Annotated in this window: 19 protein-coding genes; 6 read left to right on the top strand and 13 right to left on the bottom strand. The window is 59.3% G+C overall.

Annotation, left to right across the window (positions count from 1 at the left end; all coding sequences use genetic code 11):
- Nucleotides 1–34 precede the first annotated feature (34 nt).
- The 13 genes from C6Y32_RS14185 to rpmH form a co-directional block, all read right to left on the bottom strand.
- A complete protein-coding gene (locus C6Y32_RS14185) occupies nucleotides 35–886 on the bottom strand; it encodes a ParB/RepB/Spo0J family partition protein (RefSeq protein ID WP_105205932.1) in 852 nt (283 codons plus the stop codon).
- Entirely contained in the window at nucleotides 887–1,666 is a 780-nt protein-coding gene (locus tag C6Y32_RS14180) for a ParA family protein (RefSeq protein ID WP_105205931.1), read from the bottom strand.
- Nucleotides 1,667–2,010: 344 nt separating this feature from the next.
- Nucleotides 2,011–2,451, bottom strand: coding sequence for a DUF1062 domain-containing protein (locus C6Y32_RS14175; RefSeq protein WP_105205930.1), 441 nt, complete (start codon nucleotides 2,449–2,451; stop codon nucleotides 2,011–2,013).
- A gap of 223 nt (nucleotides 2,452–2,674) precedes the next feature.
- Complete coding sequence (locus C6Y32_RS14170; RefSeq protein WP_105205929.1) at nucleotides 2,675–2,962, bottom strand: CD3324 family protein; 288 nt, start codon at nucleotides 2,960–2,962, stop codon at nucleotides 2,675–2,677.
- A 466-nt stretch (nucleotides 2,963–3,428) separates the two neighbouring features.
- A complete protein-coding gene (locus C6Y32_RS14165; RefSeq protein ID WP_243206428.1) occupies nucleotides 3,429–4,226 on the bottom strand; it encodes a ParB/RepB/Spo0J family partition protein in 798 nt (265 codons plus the stop codon).
- Between the two features lie 352 nt (nucleotides 4,227–4,578).
- Nucleotides 4,579–5,289: a 16S rRNA (guanine(527)-N(7))-methyltransferase RsmG gene (rsmG, locus tag C6Y32_RS14160; protein ID WP_105205928.1), complete on the bottom strand. Its 711-nt coding sequence runs from the start codon at nucleotides 5,287–5,289 to the stop codon at nucleotides 4,579–4,581.
- Between the two features lies 1 nt (nucleotide 5,290).
- Entirely contained in the window at nucleotides 5,291–7,174 is a 1,884-nt protein-coding gene (mnmG, locus tag C6Y32_RS14155) for a tRNA uridine-5-carboxymethylaminomethyl(34) synthesis enzyme MnmG (RefSeq protein ID WP_243562791.1), read from the bottom strand.
- Nucleotides 7,175–7,211: 37 nt separating this feature from the next.
- Nucleotides 7,212–8,576: a tRNA uridine-5-carboxymethylaminomethyl(34) synthesis GTPase MnmE gene (gene mnmE, locus C6Y32_RS14150; protein ID WP_105205926.1), complete on the bottom strand. Its 1,365-nt coding sequence runs from the start codon at nucleotides 8,574–8,576 to the stop codon at nucleotides 7,212–7,214.
- Nucleotides 8,577–8,724: 148 nt separating this feature from the next.
- On the bottom strand, nucleotides 8,725–9,690 hold the full coding sequence (gene jag / locus C6Y32_RS14145; protein ID WP_105205925.1) for an RNA-binding cell elongation regulator Jag/EloR: 966 nt from the start codon (nucleotides 9,688–9,690) through the stop codon (nucleotides 8,725–8,727).
- Between the two features lie 27 nt (nucleotides 9,691–9,717).
- On the bottom strand, nucleotides 9,718–10,776 hold the full coding sequence (locus tag C6Y32_RS14140; protein WP_105205924.1) for a YidC/Oxa1 family membrane protein insertase: 1,059 nt from the start codon (nucleotides 10,774–10,776) through the stop codon (nucleotides 9,718–9,720).
- Nucleotides 10,773–11,027 (bottom strand): membrane protein insertion efficiency factor YidD, encoded by a 255-nt coding sequence (gene yidD, locus C6Y32_RS14135; RefSeq protein WP_207204839.1) that lies wholly within the window; start codon nucleotides 11,025–11,027, stop codon nucleotides 10,773–10,775. The genes C6Y32_RS14140 and yidD overlap by 4 nt, the downstream gene beginning before the upstream one ends.
- Nucleotides 11,024–11,428, bottom strand: a complete 405-nt coding sequence (gene rnpA, locus C6Y32_RS14130; protein WP_243206431.1) for a ribonuclease P protein component — start codon at nucleotides 11,426–11,428, stop codon at nucleotides 11,024–11,026. Before rnpA ends, yidD begins: the two co-directional genes overlap by 4 nt.
- Nucleotides 11,429–11,576: 148 nt before the next feature.
- The gene (rpmH, locus tag C6Y32_RS14125) at nucleotides 11,577–11,711 is read right to left on the bottom strand and encodes a 50S ribosomal protein L34 (protein WP_105205922.1); all 135 of its coding nucleotides are present in this window, start codon (nucleotides 11,709–11,711) and stop codon (nucleotides 11,577–11,579) included.
- Nucleotides 11,712–12,251: 540 nt separating this feature from the next.
- Between rpmH and dnaA the strand changes: the two genes are divergently transcribed.
- The 6 genes from dnaA to C6Y32_RS14095 form a co-directional block, all read left to right on the top strand.
- The gene (gene dnaA, locus C6Y32_RS14120) at nucleotides 12,252–13,619 is read left to right on the top strand and encodes a chromosomal replication initiator protein DnaA (RefSeq protein WP_105205961.1); all 1,368 of its coding nucleotides are present in this window, start codon (nucleotides 12,252–12,254) and stop codon (nucleotides 13,617–13,619) included.
- A 323-nt stretch (nucleotides 13,620–13,942) separates the two neighbouring features.
- On the top strand, nucleotides 13,943–15,049 hold the full coding sequence (dnaN, locus tag C6Y32_RS14115) for a DNA polymerase III subunit beta (RefSeq protein ID WP_105205921.1): 1,107 nt from the start codon (nucleotides 13,943–13,945) through the stop codon (nucleotides 15,047–15,049).
- Entirely contained in the window at nucleotides 15,039–15,257 is a 219-nt protein-coding gene (locus C6Y32_RS14110) for an RNA-binding S4 domain-containing protein (RefSeq protein ID WP_105205920.1), read from the top strand. Before dnaN ends, C6Y32_RS14110 begins: the two co-directional genes overlap by 11 nt.
- Nucleotides 15,248–16,366 (top strand): DNA replication/repair protein RecF, encoded by a 1,119-nt coding sequence (gene recF / locus C6Y32_RS14105; RefSeq protein WP_105205919.1) that lies wholly within the window; start codon nucleotides 15,248–15,250, stop codon nucleotides 16,364–16,366. Before C6Y32_RS14110 ends, recF begins: the two co-directional genes overlap by 10 nt.
- Before the next feature lie 2 nt (nucleotides 16,367–16,368).
- Nucleotides 16,369–16,668 carry an extracellular matrix regulator RemB gene (gene remB / locus C6Y32_RS14100; RefSeq protein ID WP_105205918.1) on the top strand — a complete coding sequence of 100 codons (300 nt, stop codon included), beginning with the start codon at nucleotides 16,369–16,371 and terminating at the stop codon, nucleotides 16,666–16,668.
- Nucleotides 16,669–16,720: 52 nt separating this feature from the next.
- Nucleotides 16,721–17,912, top strand: a 1,192-nt coding sequence (locus tag C6Y32_RS14095) for an ATP-binding protein (RefSeq protein ID WP_243562794.1), incomplete at its 3' end; no start/stop codon positions are given.

The following is a 17,912-nucleotide window of genomic DNA, read 5'->3' as shown; positions in this document are numbered from 1 at the left end:
GTCGTCACCTCGTCTCGGCCGTCCGCCGGTCAGCTCATACTTTCTCGTTAAAAATACCGGCCAGCTGGATCAGATCATCTTTCGAGAAGTACTCGATCTCCAGCTTGCCCTTCTTGCCGTCGGTAGTCACCTTTACCCGGCGCCCCAGCGTCTCGGTCAAGCTCAGCTCCACCTCTTTAAAAATGGGCGCTACCAGCTTTTCGGTCCTGGGCTTCTGCCCTGCCTCCAGCTGTTTACAATAGCGCTCGGTCTGGCGCACCGTCAGCTCATGTTGCACCACATATTCGGCGGCCCGGCAGAGTGTGTCGGCATCTTTTACCATCAGCAGCGCCTTAGCGTGGCCGGTGCTCAGCTTGCCGGCGGCCAGCAGGTCGATCACCGGCTGGGGCAGCGACAGCAATCGCAGTGCATTGGCCACCGCCGAGCGCGATTTCGATACCTTTTGGGCCACCTGCTCCTGGGTCATATGGTACTGTTGCACCAACTGTTGGTAGCCCAGGCTCTCCTCCACCGGGTTTAGGTCCTCCCGCTGCAGATTTTCTACCAGTGCCGCCTGGTATACCTGCTCGTCGGTCATCTCCCGCACTACAGCCGGTATTTGGCCCAGACCGGCAAGGCGGGCCGCGCGCCAGCGCCGCTCACCGGCCACGATCTGGTAGCCGCCGCCAGCCAGCGGCCGCACCAAAATAGGCTGCAGCACCCCGTGCTCGGCGATCGAGGCCGCCAGCTCATCCAGCGCCTGCTGGTCAAAAGCCCGCCGCGGCTGGCCCTGATGCGGCTCTATCTCGGCCACCGGCAGTGCCGTCACAGCGCTGTCACTATCTACAGCATTGTCTACAAACAGAGCGTCTAAGCCTTTGCCCAGTCCTCTTTTTTTGCCGGCCATTTACACCACCGCCTTCTCGCCGTTTTTCTCCAGCAGTTCTTCTGCCAGTTCCAAATATGTTCGTGCACCTTTCGAGCTGCGGTCGTAATACAGCACCGGTTGGCCAAAGCTGGGGGCCTCCGACAGCCGCACATTGCGGGGAATAGCCACGCTGTACACCTTGCCGCCAAAGTACTTCTTTACTTCCTCCACCACCTGCATGGTCAGGTTCAGGCGGCTGTCATACATGGTCAGCAGCACGCCCTCCACGTCCAGGTGCGGGTTATACAGCCGCTTTACCTGCCGCACCGTGCTCATCAGCTGCGACAGTCCTTCCAGCGCGTAGTACTCACACTGAATGGGCACCAGTATCGTATCCGCCGCCGTCAGCCCATTCAGCGTTACCAGCCCCAGCGAAGGGGGGCAGTCGATGAGGATATAGTCATACTGCTCCCGCTGGCCCACAATAGCCTTTTTAAGCCGAGAGGGCCGATCGGCAAACTCCACCAACTCGATCTCCGCCCCTGCCAGATCGATGCTGGCCGGCAACAGGTCTACATTTTTAAAAGGTGTGTGCACCAGTACCTCGCCAAATGGGGCGTCGGCCACCATCAGCTCATAACTGGTCTTTTTTACGTTGCGCTTGTTTACACCCAGCCCGCTGGTAGCGTTTCCCTGGGGGTCGATATCGATGAGCAGCGTCTTTTTGCCCAATTCACCCAGTGAAGCCGCCAGGTTGACCGCCGAAGTAGTCTTTCCCACGCCGCCTTTCTGGTTCGCTATGGCGATGATCTTACCCAATCTTACCTCTCCCCCGCTTCTGTAGTTTGTATTGCCATTATAGCACAGGGCTGCGTCAAAAAAAAGGCGCTCACTAGTAAACTTATTGTTTCCATATGCTGGCTATATCATTGTTGCCAGTGTTCCACGTGAAACATTTCCCCCCTCCCCCGTCTATTTGTTCCACGTGGAACATTCAAATATTAAAAAAAGCGAGAGCGATGATCGCTCACCGCTCCCACTTTTAGTACTCTTTTAGCGGCAACTGCATATACAGTGTACACCCGTGAAACAATTTGCGCCGTATCCAGCGCCGGTCACTTCCGTCCATCCAAATACGGCCGCTCTCTACCAGTATCTTCAGTTCACCGGCCGAAAACTCCATCTTTTTTCTCAGCACTGTTCCCACTCGCACCGGCAACGCATAGCGGCTGTATTTTTCCCATCTGGGGAGTGGGCAGCAACCCCTGTATCTGGTAATCCACCGTGTCCAACACCACTCCATTTTTCTGCAACACGCTATTGTCAGTGGCATATTGCCAGGCCAGCTGCTCATCATTTTGCAAAAAGCGGGCCAGCTCTGACGGCGGTATGCTGTCCGGCCCCACCCGGCTGTACACATCCATATTATAGGTGGTGTGGCAGCAGGCACAGCGGTAGATCAGCCAAATATCTAAACTCTTGCGCTGGGCATTTACCCGAAAGTTGCCGCTGCACACAAAGCGGCTGGGGCCGCCGCATTTTTGGCAGTGTCGCCGTATCGCCGGCAGCGAGAGGTACTGTACCTCCCAATCGATATGTTCCATAGCTCTTCCCTTCTCCAAACTTTGTTTAAGAGAAGATCGCAAAATGGCGGCAGATAAAAAGCAGTAATATACAAGATCTTATTTCCTCCAATTTCTATTTTGTTCTTTAGCATATAGCATACCACAGTCAGGGGTCCTGCTGACCCGCACGGTTTTTTCGCAAAAAAACATGCGCCGGCACAGATCTTCTCCGTACCGGCGCATCATCCATCTTCTTCTACTTTTACTCTTCTACCTGCTTTTGCTGCCGCTGACTGCGCAAAATGCGCTGAATAGATTTCTCCGACAAAAAGTACTTCTTCGCCAGCGCCCGGGTTGGGCAGCCGCTCTGGTGCTCGCGGTAGATGGCGGCATCCCGGCGAGCCAGCTCGTCTCGCAAAGTCGTATTGCTCCCCCAGCTGCCTCGGTTCTGCGCCACTCGGGGGATGTAGATATAGGCGCCGTCCACATAGTCTTGTACCTGTCGCAACAGGTCCTCGGGCAGTATCTGCGCCGCTTTTATGTAACTCATGCCTGCTCTCCTCGCTCGGTAACTTGGTCTTCAGGTTATAGAGAGCGAGCAGGGGCCTCCCGCCGCTGTGCGGGTTCCTGTATCTTTGTAGTTTTCTCTATTCTGCCCCTGCTACGCGGCAGTTGTCTTTGGTCCAGTCATATCAAGTCTGCTCCTTTGTGTGTAGATTGCTATCCATCTCTGTACCGCATCAGCAGTCCCCAAACACAGGTATAGAGGGCTATTGGCGTACCACTGGAATCCAGTATCCAGTATCCAATACTCAGTACACGGCACGCGATGCATAAGCGTTTTTAGCATAGCACTCGCCGGTCGGCACTGTCAAGCATTGCCCACTCTGTGTGCTACTGTCTCCCCTCTTTACCTGTAAAAACCAGTTTCTCCCCGCCGTACCTATTTACCCGCAAAAAAAGAGCAGCCGACGGGCTGCTCCTCATCACGATCTTCATCGCGGCAAAACTGCCATCTACTTGGCCAGCGGTATGCGAATGTTGTACTCGATGTAGTCGCCGCACTGGGTGGTATTGGCCACCGCGTCTACCCCCGCCTGCTTCATCATATCGATCGCCTTACCCACGGTATTCAAAAAGATGCGCACATCCTTCACAATAAACAGGTTGCGCCGCTGGGGCTTCTTTGCGGCCATCTCCATCTTCTCAATATACTCCTCGGTCTGCACCACGTTCAGGTGCCGGGCACACACCGTCTGTGCCACCTCCATGCGGTGGGCGCGGTCCACTGTCAGCAGTGCCCGGGCATGCCGCTCCGATAATTTTTGTTCCACCACATATTTCTGCAGGTCCTCTTCCAGCCCTAACAGCCGCAGCTTGTTGGCCAGCGTCGATTGGGCCATACCCAGCCGGGCCGCCGCCTGCTCCTGGGTAATGCCCCAGCACTCGATCAGCTTTTTAATGCCCCGGGCCTGCTCAAAATAATCCAGATCCTGCCGCTGAATATTCTCCAGCAGGGCAAAAACAGCCGACTGCTGCTCGTCAGTATCCACGATGATGCAGTTTATCTGCCGCAGCTTGGCCAGTTTGGTAGCCCGCAGCCGCCGCTCACCCGATATCAGCTCGTAGCCGTCGCCCACCTCCCGCACGGTAATGGGCTGCAACAGCCCATTTTGGCGAATGCTCTCGGCCAAGCTGATCAGCTCATAGGCGTCAAAGCGCAGCCTGGGTTGGGCCGGATTGGGCCGGATCTGCGATACCGGCAGCGATACTACCTTGCCCACCACTTTTTTGCGGCTAAAAACCATAGACATCTGTACTTCCCTCCGTGTGCTCTCTCAACAGCTGCAGCCTCTCCCCTTTTCCCGGGGAAATTCGCCTTTTACCAGCCGTGTTTACTGCTCTACTGTCTCTTTTTCCTGCTGCTGCACCATATTTAGCCTACTCTGGCCTATTCTGTCCGCATTTTGGGCTGGACCGGTCAGAGTTTGGCCTATGTTTGGCCTGTCCACCTCGGTGACCTTTTTGTCGCCATCGGGCAAAAGGTGTAAGCTCATGCAGCTTTTTTCTGTAGTTTCAGTGTATCACACGGGAAATAAGATTTCCATTATTTTCCATCTACCAATACCGACAACAGCTCCCCCATTTTGTCATCAGCTTCCGCCGCTACAGCGGGGATTTTTTGATTTTTCCCCCGTTCCTCGGGTATTTTGTCGGGGTTTGCGATATTTTTTTCACCGCGATGATGGTCCGGCGGCTGTCGTCGGGCAGCGCACAGTGCCGCACCTCCTGCACCTGTCCGCCCAGCAGCGTTATAGCCCTCTGCGCCTGGGCCAGCTCCTGCTCGCCGTCGGGCCCCTTCAGGGCGTAAAAGGTCCCCCCCACCTGCACGTAGGGCAGGCAGTACTCGCACAGCACCGCCAGGTTGGCCACCGCCCGGGCGGTGGCGCAGGGGTACTGCTCCCGGTACATCCGGTCGCGGCCCGCCTCCTCGGCACGGGCGTGTACCAGCTGTACCTCATCGCCAAAGCCCAGCTTTTCTGCCAGCTGCTGCAAAAACACCAGCCGCTTTTGCAGGCTGTCCAGCAGCGTCAGCTGCAAACTGGGGTCAAATATTTTTGCCACCATGCCGGGAAATCCCGCCCCGGTGCCGATATCGATCAGTGCAGTCCCGGTCGGCAGCAGTTTGCAAAACAGCAAACTGTCCAAAAAGTGCCGCTGGGCGATCTCCTCGGCGCCGGTGATGGCCGTCAGGTTCACCTTCTCGTTATACGCCACTAAAAATGCCGCGTAAGTGTCCAGCTGCTGCAGCTGGGCCGGGCTCAGCTCTATGTCCTCTGCCGCCGCTATGCGGTGCATATACGCTGTGTCGATCATCCTACTCCCCCCCTTGTGCGCGCTGGCTCATCCAGATCAGCAGCACCGATATATCGGCCGGCGACACACCGGATATGCGGGAGGCCTGGCCAACGTTCAGCGGCCGTATGCGCTGCAGCTTTTCCCGCGCCTCCAGCCGCAATCCGGCCATCTGCGTGTAATCTATATCTGGTGGCAGCAACTTTTTTTCCAGCTTTTGCATCTGCTCCACCTGCTGTTTCTGCCGCCGTATATACCCCTCGTACTTCAGCGTTATCTCCACCTGCTCGCGCACCGCTGCCGGCAGCGGCGGGCGCTGGGGGTCAATGGGTGCCAGCGCATTGTAGCACACCTGGGGCCGCCGCAGCAGGTCGGCCAGTTTGGCCCCGCTGGTCAGCGGCACCGTCCCCAGCTCTTCGAGCAGGCTGTTCACCGCCGACGTCGGCCCCACCGATACCGCCGCCAACCGCGCGATCTCCTGGGCGATCATCCGCTCCTTCTCCCGCAGCGCCGCATACCGCTCCTCCGATATAAGGCCGATCTCATGGCCGATAGGGGTCAACCGGCTGTCGGCGTTGTCCTGCCGCAAGATCAGCCGGTACTCGCTGCGCGAAGTCATCATGCGGTAGGGGTCGCTCACCCCTTTGGTCACCAGATCGTCGATCAGTGTGCCGATATACGAGCTGGAGCGGTCCAGCACCAGCGGCTCTTTTCCCTTTACCGTCAGGGCGGCATTTATGCCCGCCACCAGTCCCTGGGCCGCCGCCTCCTCATAGCCGGAGGAACCGTTGAATTGCCCGGCCCCGTACAGCCCCTCTATCTGTTTGCAGGCCAGCGTGGGGTCCAGTTGGGTGGGGTCCACACAGTCGTACTCGATGGCGTAGGCGTGGCGCATGATCTCGATGTGCTCAAAGCCCTCGATGGTGCGGTACATCTGCAGCTGTACATCCACCGGCAGCGAGGAGCTCATCCCCTGCAAGTAGTACTCGTCGGTAGATAGCCCACAGGGCTCCACAAAGATCTGGTGCCGGGGCTTGTCGGCAAAGCGCATCACCTTGTCCTCGATGCTGGGGCAGTAGCGGGGTCCAATGCCCTCGATCTTGCCGCCGTACAGCGGCGAGCGGTGGATGTTTTCGCGTATGAGCTGGTGGGTGCGCTCGTTGGTGTAGGCCACATAACAGCGCACCTGGTTTTTTAACTGCCGCTGGCAGGCAAACGAGAACGGCACCACCTGCTCGTCCCCATCCTGGGGCTCCAGCTTCGAAAAGTCAATGCTGCGGCGGTGCACCCGGGCCGGGGTACCGGTCTTAAAGCGGCGCAGCACAAGGCCCTCCCGCACCAGCGCCGCCGACAGTTCATCCGCCCCGCGGCTCTCGTCCGGGCCGCTGCGGTAGGCGCTGTCGCCCACATACACCACAGCGTTTAAAAAGGTGCCGCTGGCAATGATCGCTTTCTTGCAGCCGTACACCGCCCCCAACTTGGTCACCACCCCGGTCACCCGGTGGTCCTGCACCACGATATCCACGATCTCCGCCTGCTTTACCTCCAGCCCCGGCTGGCTCTCCACCACCTGTTTCATATAGGTGTGGTAGGCCACCCGGTCCGACTGCACCCGCAGGCTGTGCACCGCAGGTCCTTTGCCGCGGTTGAGCATGCGGCTCTGCAAAAAGGTGGCGTCGGCGGCCAGCCCCATCTGCCCCCCCAGCGCGTCGATCTCCCGCACCAGGTGGCCCTTGGCCGTCCCCCCGATCGAGGGGTTACAGGGCATGTTGGCAATAAAGTCCAGCGATATGGTAAACAGCACCGTACTGCAGCCCAGTCGGGCCGCGGCCAGCGCCGCCTCCACTCCGGCGTGCCCGGCCCCAATGACCGCCACGTCGTAATCGCCCATGTGTAGTGTCTCCATAACTGCCTCCGTCTCGCGCTGTAACTGTATATATCCTCTATTTGCCCACACAGAAGTTGGCAAACACCGTGTCGATCACCTGCTGGCTGGCGCTCTCGCCGGTCAGCTCCGACAGCGCCTCTACCGCCGCATCGATATCCACCGCCACCGCATCATAGGTCATGCCCATCTGCAGGGCCTGTCGTGCTCCGCGCACCGCCGCCAGCGCCTGCACGGCGCTCTGCCGCTGGCGCTCGCCCACCAGCACCCCGCTGTCCATATCCAAATGTCCCAGCGCAGTAGCCGTGTAGATGGCCTGCTGCAGCTCCTCCAGCCCCTGGCCGCTGCTGGCCTGCATCAGCACCACCTGGGGCACTTTTTCGCGCAGTTCATCCAGATCGATGGCACAGGGCAGGTCGGTCTTGTTCACCACCACTACGGCCGGCCGGCCGGCTATCTTTTCCAGCAGCTCCCAGTCCTCGCCGGCCAGTGGGGTCGAGTAGTCAAACAGCGCCAAAATGAGCGCCGCTCGGTCCAGCTTCTGCACCGAGCGCTCCACCCCGATGCGCTCCACCGGGTCGTCGGTCTCGCGCAGTCCGGCGGTGTCGGCCAGCCGCAGCACCACCTCGCCCAGCTCCACCACTTCCTCCACCACGTCGCGGGTGGTGCCCGGTATCTGGGTAACGATGCTCTTGTCACAGCCCGCCAGCAGGTTCATCAGCGTCGATTTGCCCACGTTGGGCCGCCCCACAATGGCCGTCTCTATACCCTGCTGCAGCATCTTGCCGGTATCAAAGCTATCCAGCAGCGCCGCCAGCCTGTCCTCCGCCAGCGCCAGCGTCTTTCCCAGCACCTGTCCCTCCAGGTCGGGGATGTCCTCGTCGGGGTAATCCACATAGGCGGCCATCTGCGCCGCCACCTCCAAAAGCGACTGCTTAATGGCGCTGGTGGTGCGGTACAGCCGCCCGTCCATGGCCGATAGCGCCGCCGCCGCCCCCTGTCTGGTCTTGGCCGATATGAGTTCCATCACCCCTTCGGCCTGAGTCAGGGTCATCTTGCCCCCCAGCACCGCCCGCTTCGAAAATTCGCCCGGCCCGGCCATCACCGCCCCGGCGTCCAGCACGCAGCGCAGCACCTCTCGCAGCACCGCCACGCCGCCGTGGCAGCTCAGCTCCACCACGTCTTCACCGGTATAGCTGTGCGGGGCGCGAAAAAACAGCGCCACCGCCTCGTCGACGGTCCGCCCCCGATCATGAATGTGCCCAAACAGGGCGGTATAACCCTTCTGCTGCCGCACATCTTTGCCCGATACCGGGCTAAACACCTTGCCGGCGATCTCATAGCTCTCGGGGCCGGAAATGCGTATCATCCCCACACCGCCCATCGCCAGCGGGGTGGCGATGGCTGCAATGGTCGTATCCATAGGTACTCCCTCCTCTTTGCGCGCTGCCGCGCGCCGGTATCTCCTGGCAAAAAGTAGGGAGCAGACACCAAGCTGTCTGCTCCCACTTGTTTTGTAACGTGATGCGAGCCGGTCTACAGCTCTGCCGGCGCCCGCCGGCCGCCCAGTTTTACAGGTCGATCTTGCCGTACAGCGGCAGGTCGATGTCCGCGTCGTCCAGATCCGACTTGGGCGCCGCCGTCACCGGCTTTTGGCCGCTATCCTGGGGCAATACGTGATCGCGGGAGCTGAACTCGCGGCGGGGCGGTCTGGGCCCTCTCCCGCGGCCGCCGCTGCGGCGATCGCGCCGCTCCGGGCGGTCCGGCTTTCTCGGGTTCTGCGAGCTGATGACCACCTTGCGGTAGGGGTCCTCCCCCACCGAGCGCGAGGTGGCCCCCTCTACCGTCTGCACCGCCGAGTGGATGATCCGCCGCTCATAGGGGTTCATGGGCTCCAGCGTCGTCGAGCGCCCGCTCTTCACTGCGCTGGCAGCGATCTTCTTAGCCAGCGCCTCCAGCGTCTGGCGGCGCTTCTCGCGGTAGTCGCCGCTGTCCACCGTCACCTTCAGGTAGTCGCCGCCGCCTTTGTTGCAGCACAGCCCGGTCAGGTACTGGATGGCGTCCAGCGTCTCGCCGCGCCGCCCGATGAGCATGCCCACCGAGCCGCCTTTCAAGTTGAGCGTCAGGTTGCTGTCACAGAGCTGCTGCTCGATGCTCACGTCCTCGATCTGCATCTTCTCCAGCAGCCGGGCAATGTAATCGCAGGCGATCTGGGCTTTGTGCTGTCGGTTCGCTTCCACCTCGGCCGGGTCGCGCTCCGGGGCCGGCTGCTCCTGCTCGCCGGCCGCTGTCGGGGCGCTCTGCTCCTTAGCTGCCGGCGCGCTCGCCGCAGCTGGCGCCGGGGCGGGTTGTCCGTCGCCGGGCTCCTCTATGTACACCCGCACCTTGGCCGGCGTGCTGCCCAGCAGGCCAAACAGCCGCTTTTGGGGCATCTCCAGCACCTCGATGAGCACCTCGTCCTTTTCCAGGCCCAGCTCCTCACAGCCCAGCCGGATAGCCTGTTCCACGGTACCTGCCGTTTTGATCGTCTCTCTCATGATCTTCTCCCCCCTGGAAGTGCAGCCCTACTTTTCCTGTGGGTCCTCGTTTATATCGCCGTATTTCTTGGCGTCCAGCTCGCGGGCCTTGGCCAGCCGCAGCCGGTTGATCTCCTTTTCAGACAGAGTTTTTTCCACGACCTTCTTGCTGCCGGTCTTTTTGTCCTCCACTTCGATCTTTACCTTTTTCTTCTTGCTCTCCTGCACCGCCTTCATCTTTTCCTCGTAGGCCACTGCCAGCTTTTTGGGGTTATAGATGCGGTTGAGCAGGTAGCTCTGGCCGATGAGGATCACGTTCTGAAAGATCCAGTACAGGCCAACGCCCATGGGCACCTGAAAGGCAAATACCGCCGAGAAGATGCTCATGCCGTACAGCATGAATTTCGAGGTGTTGCCGCCGGCGCCGGCCGCCATAGCTTGTCCGGAGCCGCTGAATTTCATCGAGCACACCGACGACAGGATCATCGACAGGCCGGCCAAAATGGGGATGAGCAGCGCCGCATTAAAGGCCAGCTGCGGCATCTGCGACAGGTCCAGGCCAAAAAAGCTGAAGTTGATCTCCTGGATCTTGGTCATCTGCCCGGCCGAGAAGATCTTGCCGAAGGCGTCGGGGCTCGTCTGCACCGCCGAGATCAGGCTGACTTGCGGGTTGATCGAGTTGACGGTGATGCCCGGCAGCTCCTTGGCGATCTCTATGCCCTTGGTGATCACGTCCGACGGGATGCGGATGATGTGGGTCAGGGGCTTGTAGATCACGTCGATAAGACCAAACAGAATGGGGAACTGGATCAGCATCGGCAGGCAGCCGCCGGCCGGATTGTACCCGTAGTCCGAGTACAGCTTCATCATCTCATCCTGTTGTTTTTTCTTGTCGTTGGCGAATTTCTTCTGGATCTCGGTTATCTTGGGCTGAAATACAGCCATCTGCGCCGTCGACTTCTGCTGTTTGACCGCCAGGGGAAAAAGCAGCACCTTGGTGACCAGAGTAAACAGCAGCAGGGAGAGCGCGTAGTTGTGGGTGAGGTAGTAGCACCCCTGCATGATATACCCCAGCGGGTAGCCGAATATTTCGCTGATAAAGTTCATTCACAATTCCTCCGTTTGGAATTTGCCCGATGGTGTTTAGGGGGCGGCACGGGGTCGTACCCACCCTTAGAAAAGGGATTACAGCGCAAAATGCGCCAGATCGCCAGCAAACTGCCCTTGAGTGCACCGTGGGTGCTGATGGCCTCGATGGCGTAGGCCGAGCAGGTGGGGTAAAAGCGGCAGCTGGGCGGTGTCGCCGGCGAGATATGCTTCTGGTAAAAGCGGATGAGCGCCGTGAGCAGCTTTTTCAAGGTTTTAAAAGGCCTGCCTTTTTTAAATTTTTCTTCATGGCGCTCTCGATGGCCCACTCTTTTACGTGGGGGGTCTTGCCGCGGGCCACAAAAACGATGTCGTAGCCCGGTCTTATCTGGGGCAGCAGTGCCCGGTAGGCCTGCCTGATCACCCGCCGGGCGCGGTTGCGCTGCACCGCCCCGCCGATCTTCTTACTGGTGGTGATGCCCACCCGGGTATATCCCAGCCGGTTTTTAAAAATATATGTGACAATAAGGGGATGCACGACCGAGCGTCCCCTCTTGTAAGTGCGCAAAAACTCAAAGTTCTGGGTCAGGGTGATGATCTTCCCGCCCGGCGCCGTGTTTTCTATTCTGTCACCGGCCGCAGCCGGCGCGCTGTCGCGCATTACACCGTCCATGTATTTCTCTTTATTCTGGGTAAAATGGGGCAAATACACCTCTGCGCCCCAATGCCAGCTCTATGTGGCAGCGGGGCGCAGGGCCGACTTGCAAAAATACTCCGCACAGAAAAACAATAGCCACAACGCAACACATTGTGGCCATCGATTAGTAGCTTAAACGTTTTCTGCCTTTTGCCCTTCTGTGAGCGAGCACTTTCCGGCCGTTGCTGGTTCTCATTCTCTTGCGGAAACCGTGTTCTTTTTTTCTCTGTCTCTTTTTGGGTTGATAGGTTCTGAGCACTTGTAAACCCTCCTTTCGAGGCGAAACCTTGCATTTAATTAGTATATAGGCTGCTCACCGTTCTGTCAATCTTTTTTTCTAAAAAAACCGATGACTACCGCGTTTTTCGGGGGTCCGGCCGCCTGTTGTCGTCTCTTTTGGCCCCTGTTTTGGCCCGCTGGGGCCGCTCGTCCTCTCCCACAGCTCCACACAGCACGTCCACAGCACGCCCCAGCTGCCCCGGGTCCCCGCGGCAGCCTAGCCGCTGCCGTGCGCCCGCAGTCTGCCTGGCACACCTCAGGCGGGCGGCCGGGCGGCTGTCGAGCGATGATCGGGCAGCGGGCATTTCTGCCCCCGCTTCTTTTCTCCATCACCCCGTTGCCGCTGCCGGCGCCCCCCTGCTGTCTTTTCCACATTCCCGCCAAAATCTGCCCGATTTGCCCTGTTTTTTCCTATTATATATACCGCGGGGTTTTGGTGTTTAATTGTTGATAACTATGTGGATTTTGTGTTAGAATGGGAGAGTGAATTACTATGACCTTTTTGGAGGATGGAAAACCTATGGAATCATTTAGCGACGTGTGGGAACTGGTGGCGCACCACTGCAAGACCCAACTCAGCGATATGGTGTACGATCTGTGGATCAAGTGCATCGAACCCATCAAATTCGAGAGCGACACCGCCCTGCTCTATGTGCGCAGCAAATTCCAGCAGGAGCTGATCGAGGAAAAATACCTCGACATCATCAAAGAGGGCTTTTTAAACGTGCTGGGCTTTGACGTACAGGTAAAGATCAGCTGCGACGCCAAGCTCAAAGAGGGCCATGTGGAGCACCCGGCCTCTCCGGCAGTGGCGGCCCCCTCCATCGCCGCCGGCTCCTCGTCGGCCACCTTTACCAAAGAGTTTACCGGCGGCGGCGACTACGACTATACCTTCGAGTCATTCGTGGTCGGCTCCTCCAACAACTTCGCCCACGCGGCGGCCATGGCGGTGGCGGCCAACCCCTCCAATGTGTATAACCCCCTGTTCATCTACGGCGACTCCGGCCTGGGCAAGACCCATCTGCTGTTTGCCATCTGCAACGAGATCAAGAAAAACGACCCCTCCACCAATCTGGTCTACGTCAAGGGTGAGGAGTTCACCAACGAGATGATCTCCGCCATCGCCGCCGGCACCACCATGGACTTTCGCAACAAGTACCGGGTGGCCGACGTGCTGCTCATCGACGATATCCAGTTCATCGGCGGTAAGATCTCCACCCAGGAGGAGTTCTTTCACACCTTCGAGACGCTGTTTTTATCCGGCAAGCAGATCGTGCTCTCCTCAGACAGGCCCCCCAAAGAGATCAAAACACTGGAGGACCGGCTGCGCTCCCGCTTCGAGTCCGGCCTGCTGGCCGATATCCAGCCGCCCGATTTCGAGACCAGAGTGGCCATCATCCGCCGCAAAGCGGAGCTGCTGGGCCTCAACCTGCCGCCCGAAGTGACCGAGTTCATCGCCAACCGCATCAAAAACAACATCCGCCAGCTGGAGGGCGCCGTCAAAAAGCTCAACGCCTACAAAATGCTCGAGGGCATCTCCCCCACCGTGGCCGTGGCCCACACCGCCATCAAAGATATCCTCAGCGACAACCAGCCCATCCCGGTCACCGTCGAGCGCATCATCAACGAGGTCTCGCGCACCTTTAACGTCTCCCCGGCCGACATCAAATCCAAAAAGAAATCGGCCAACATCTCCAGCGCGCGCCAGGTGGCCATCTACGTCATCCGCGAGGTGACCCAAATGCCCATGAAGGCCATCGGCGTCGAGCTGGGCGGCCGCGACCACTCCACCATCGTCTACTCGCTGGGCGAAGTCAAGCAAAAACTCGAGCACAACCAGAAGTTTGCCGAGACCATCGAGGACATCATCAAAAACATCAAAAAGTAAAGCTGGCAGGGGAAAAAGTGTTCCTATATCGCGGTGCGAAATTTCGTGTCGCCCTCTGCCGTCCATGCAATTTTATGCGCATAATCATTCCACCATTTCTTTCACCATCCTTTAACATTTAACAACCGATATTCCACCAAAATGTGGACATCCTCTTTTTCCCCTCATATTCCACAATTTCACAAACAGGCATTCTACATGTCCAAAAAAAGTGAAAAACTGGGCTGTACAGGCCTATTTCCACCCCCGCCTAACAATTCCACCGACACTACTACTATTACTATTTCTTATATATTTTCTTCTCACCAGAAAGGAGCGTTTCCATGAAATTCGTCTGTGACCGGCAATCTCTCAGCGAAGCGATGTTGAACGTACAAAAAGCTGTGCCGGGCAAATCCAACATCCCCGCCCTCGAAGGCGTGCTCGTGCGCACCGAGGAAGACTGCATCACGCTGTCGGGCTACGACCTCGAGCTGGGCATCACCACCCGCATCCCGGCCGAGGTCAGCGAGCACGGCACCATCGTCCTATCGGCGCGCCTGTTTTCCGACATTATCCGCAAACTGTCCGACCAACAGGTCTCGGTCGAGGTCAACAGCCAGCTGCTCACCACCATCAAGACCCAGCAGACCGAGTTCACCATCATCGGTATCGACGCCGACGAGTTCCCCGAAATGCCCGATCTTGACGGCGAGATCACCCTCTCGCTGGATCAGCTCACCTTAAAATCGATGATCGACCAGACGCTGTACGCCGTGGCCCAGACCGATCAAAAACCGGTACACACCGGCATCAAATTCGAGGCCGAGGACGGCATGCTCACCCTGGTCACTGTCGACGGCTACCGCCTGGCCCTGCGCCGCGAGCACGCCGACACCCACCAGAACTGCCAATTCATCGTCCCCGGCAAAGCCGCCAGCGAGATATCCAAGCTGGTCAAAGACTCCGACGAGGTGGCCGAGATCTACCTCTCCGACAAACACATCCTCTTTAAAGTAAACGGCTACCACATCATCTCCCGCCTGCTCGAGGGCAACTTCCTCGACTATAAAAACTCCATCCCCAAAGAGTCCGAGACCACCGTCCTCTGCTCCACCCGCGATTTTATCGACAGCGTAGAGCGCGCCTCCATCATCATCAGCGACCGCTTTAAAAATCCCCTCAAGATCACCTTCGAGGGCTCCACCGTCTCGGTGCTGTGTAAAACGCCGCTGGGCAAGGTGCAAGACGCCTTTACCGCCAACAAGCAGGGCGACGACGTCGAGATCGGCTTCAACAACAAATACCTGCTCGACGCCCTCAAATACACCCACTGCGACGAGGTCAAGCTCTCCTTCGGCGGCTCGCTGGCCCCCATGACCATCACCCCGCCCGAGGGGGACAGCTTCCTCTTCCTGGTGCTGCCGGTGAGGCTCAAAAATGAAAACTGAGATACCGATCCACACCCCGTTCATCAAGCTGGATGCACTGCTCAAATTTGCCGGCCTGTGCGCCACCGGCGGCGAGGCCAAGATCCGCATCACCCAGGGTGAAGTGACCGTCGGCGGCCAGGTCTGCACCCAGCGCGGCAAAAAGATCTACCCCGGCGACACAGTGTGTCTCCAGGGCCGCGAGATCGAGGTAACGGCGTGCGATTAGAAAGTCTCCGGCTGTGCGGCTACCGCAATCTGCAGGAGGTGCAATTTACCCCCCACGTGGGGGTAAACATCGTATTTGGGGACAACGCCCAGGGCAAGACGAACCTGATCGAGGCCATCTGGATGCTCACCGGGGCCAAGAGCTTTCGCCCCGGCCGCGAGCGCGACCTCATCCAAAAAGGGGCCGCCCAGGCCCGGGTAGAGGGCGCCTTTTTTGCCCAGGACCGGCACCAGACCGCCGCCATCACCCTGGGCGATAAGCGGGGCGTGCAGCTCAACGGGGTCGAGAAAAAAAGCGCCAGCGCGCTGGCCGGCAGCTTCTGCTGCGTGGTGTTCTCCCCCGCCCACCTCTCCATCGTCAAAGACGGCCCCCAACTGCGGCGCCGCTTTCTCGACGGCGCCATCTGCCAGATACGCCCCCAGTTCATCACCGCCCTGTACCAGTACCGCCAGGCACTGGCCCAAAAAAACGCCCTCATCAAAGACCTCTATAAAAACGCCGAGCTCTACGACCTGCTGGCGGTGTTCGACGAAAAGCTCTGCCAGCTGGGGGTGCGGGTATACCAGATGCGGCGGCGCTACTTTGCCGCTCTGTCTAACTGGGCCGGCCAGATCTACAGCGGTCTCTCCGGCGGCCGGGAAACGCTCACCCTGTGCTACGACAGCGTCTTTTCCGGCGACGAGCAGGCGCTCGACGCCCCACAGCTGCAGCAGCTCTACAGCCAGCGCCTGCAAGAGGCCAAAAAAGACGACCTGCGCGCCGGCTACAGCACCGTGGGGGTGCACCGCGACGACCTGCGCTTTCTCATCGGCGGGCTCGACTGCCGTCTCTACGGCTCTCAGGGGCAGCAGCGCAGCGTGGCGCTGGCCCTCAAATTGGCCGAGGGCTACCTGCTGCGCGAGTTTATCGGCGAAACGCCGGTGATGCTCTTAGACGACGTGATGAGCGAGCTCGACCCCAGCCGCCAAAACTACATCCTCAACCACCTGGAAGACGCACAGGTATTCATCACCTGCTGCGACCGGGCCCCTATCGAGCAGCTGCTCACCGGCCGCGCCTTCTATATGAAAAGCGGCCATCTCGAGCCCTGCGGCAGCGAGGAGGACTAGACGTGTACATCCATCTGGGGCAGGATACCGTGGTGCGCACCCGCGATATCGTCGGCATCTTCGATATCGACAACACCTCGGTCTCCAAAGACACCAAAAATTATCTCAAACGATCCGGCACGCGCGGCCAGGTGCGCAACGTGTGCGGCAGCGGCGACATCCTCGATATCGGGCTGCCCAAATCGTTCGTGGTCATCACCGGCCCCGGCGGGCCCATCACCTATATAAGCCCTATCTCGCCGGCCACCTTAAAAAAACGGGTGGCGGCCAGGCGGCGGCTCCCGCGCGCCAAACATCGATAATACCGTCTGCCCCAGGGGCGGACTTTTACACGGAGGGATCACTTTGGAAAACATGCCAGAGAACATCAAGCAGGAGAATCGGGCCTACGACGGCGAACAGATACAGGTGCTCGAGGGGCTGGAGGCAGTTCGCAAGCGGCCGGGCATGTATATCGGCTCCACCGGCAGCCGCGGCCTGCACCACCTGGTGTACGAGATCGTCGACAACGCCATCGACGAAGCCATGGCCGGGTACTGCGACCGCATCGGCGTCGAGATCTTGCCGGGCAACTGTATCCGCGTCACCGATAACGGCCGCGGCATCCCGGTCAGCATCCAGCCCAAAATGGGCATCCCGGCAGTCACGGTGGTGTTCACCGTGCTGCACGCCGGCGGCAAGTTCGGCGGCGGCGGGTACAAGGTCTCTGCCGGGCTGCACGGCGTGGGCGCATCGGTGGTCAACGCCCTGTCCGAGTACCTGGAAGTCTGGGTCCGCAAAGAGGGCAAGATCTACTACCAGCGCTTTGAAAAAGGGGTAGCGATCGGCGATCTGGCGGTCATCGGCGACTGCGGCGCCGACGAGAGCGGCACTACGGTGCTCTTTCACCCCGACAGCGAGGTGTTCGAGGACATCCAGTTCGAGTTCGACGATCTGGCGTCCCGGCTGCGCGAGCAGTCCTTCCTGAATGCCGGCGTCAAGATCGTGCTGGAAGACAAGCGCGACGAGGAGGACCCGATCACCGAGGTGATGCACTACGAGGGCGGCATCCGCAGTTTCGTCGAGTACATCCACAAGAAAAAAGGCCTCGATGTGGTCCACCCCGACGTCATCTACCTGTCCGGTCAAAAAGAGGACGCCATGGTCGAGGTGGCGCTGCAGTATAACGACAGCTACAACGAAGTCATGCTCTCTTTTGCCAACGACGTGCACACCACCGACGGCGGCACCCACGAGCAGGGATTTAAGGCCGCGCTCACCCGCGTATTCAACGAGTACGGCCGCAAAAACGGCATCCTGAAAGACGCCGACAAAAATCTCTCCGGCGAAGACGTGCGCGAGGGGCTCACCACCATCATCAGCGTCAAGGTGACCGAGGCCCAGTTCGAGGGCCAGACCAAGGCCCGCCTGGGCAACACCGAGATCCGCTCCATGGTCGACAGTCTGGTGTACGACAAGCTCTCCACCTATTTCGAGGAGAACCCCGCCACCGTCAAGCTCATCTTCGACAAGGCCCTCACCGCCGCCCGCGCCCGCGAGGCGGCCC

The organism is Neobittarella massiliensis (ex Bilen et al. 2018) (assembly GCF_900289145.1).
GTDB classification, from domain to species: Bacteria; Bacillota; Clostridia; order Oscillospirales; family Ruminococcaceae; genus Neobittarella; species Neobittarella massiliensis.
Note: the sequence above shows the minus strand (reverse complement) of the source record. Positions and strands in the feature narration are given on the sequence as shown.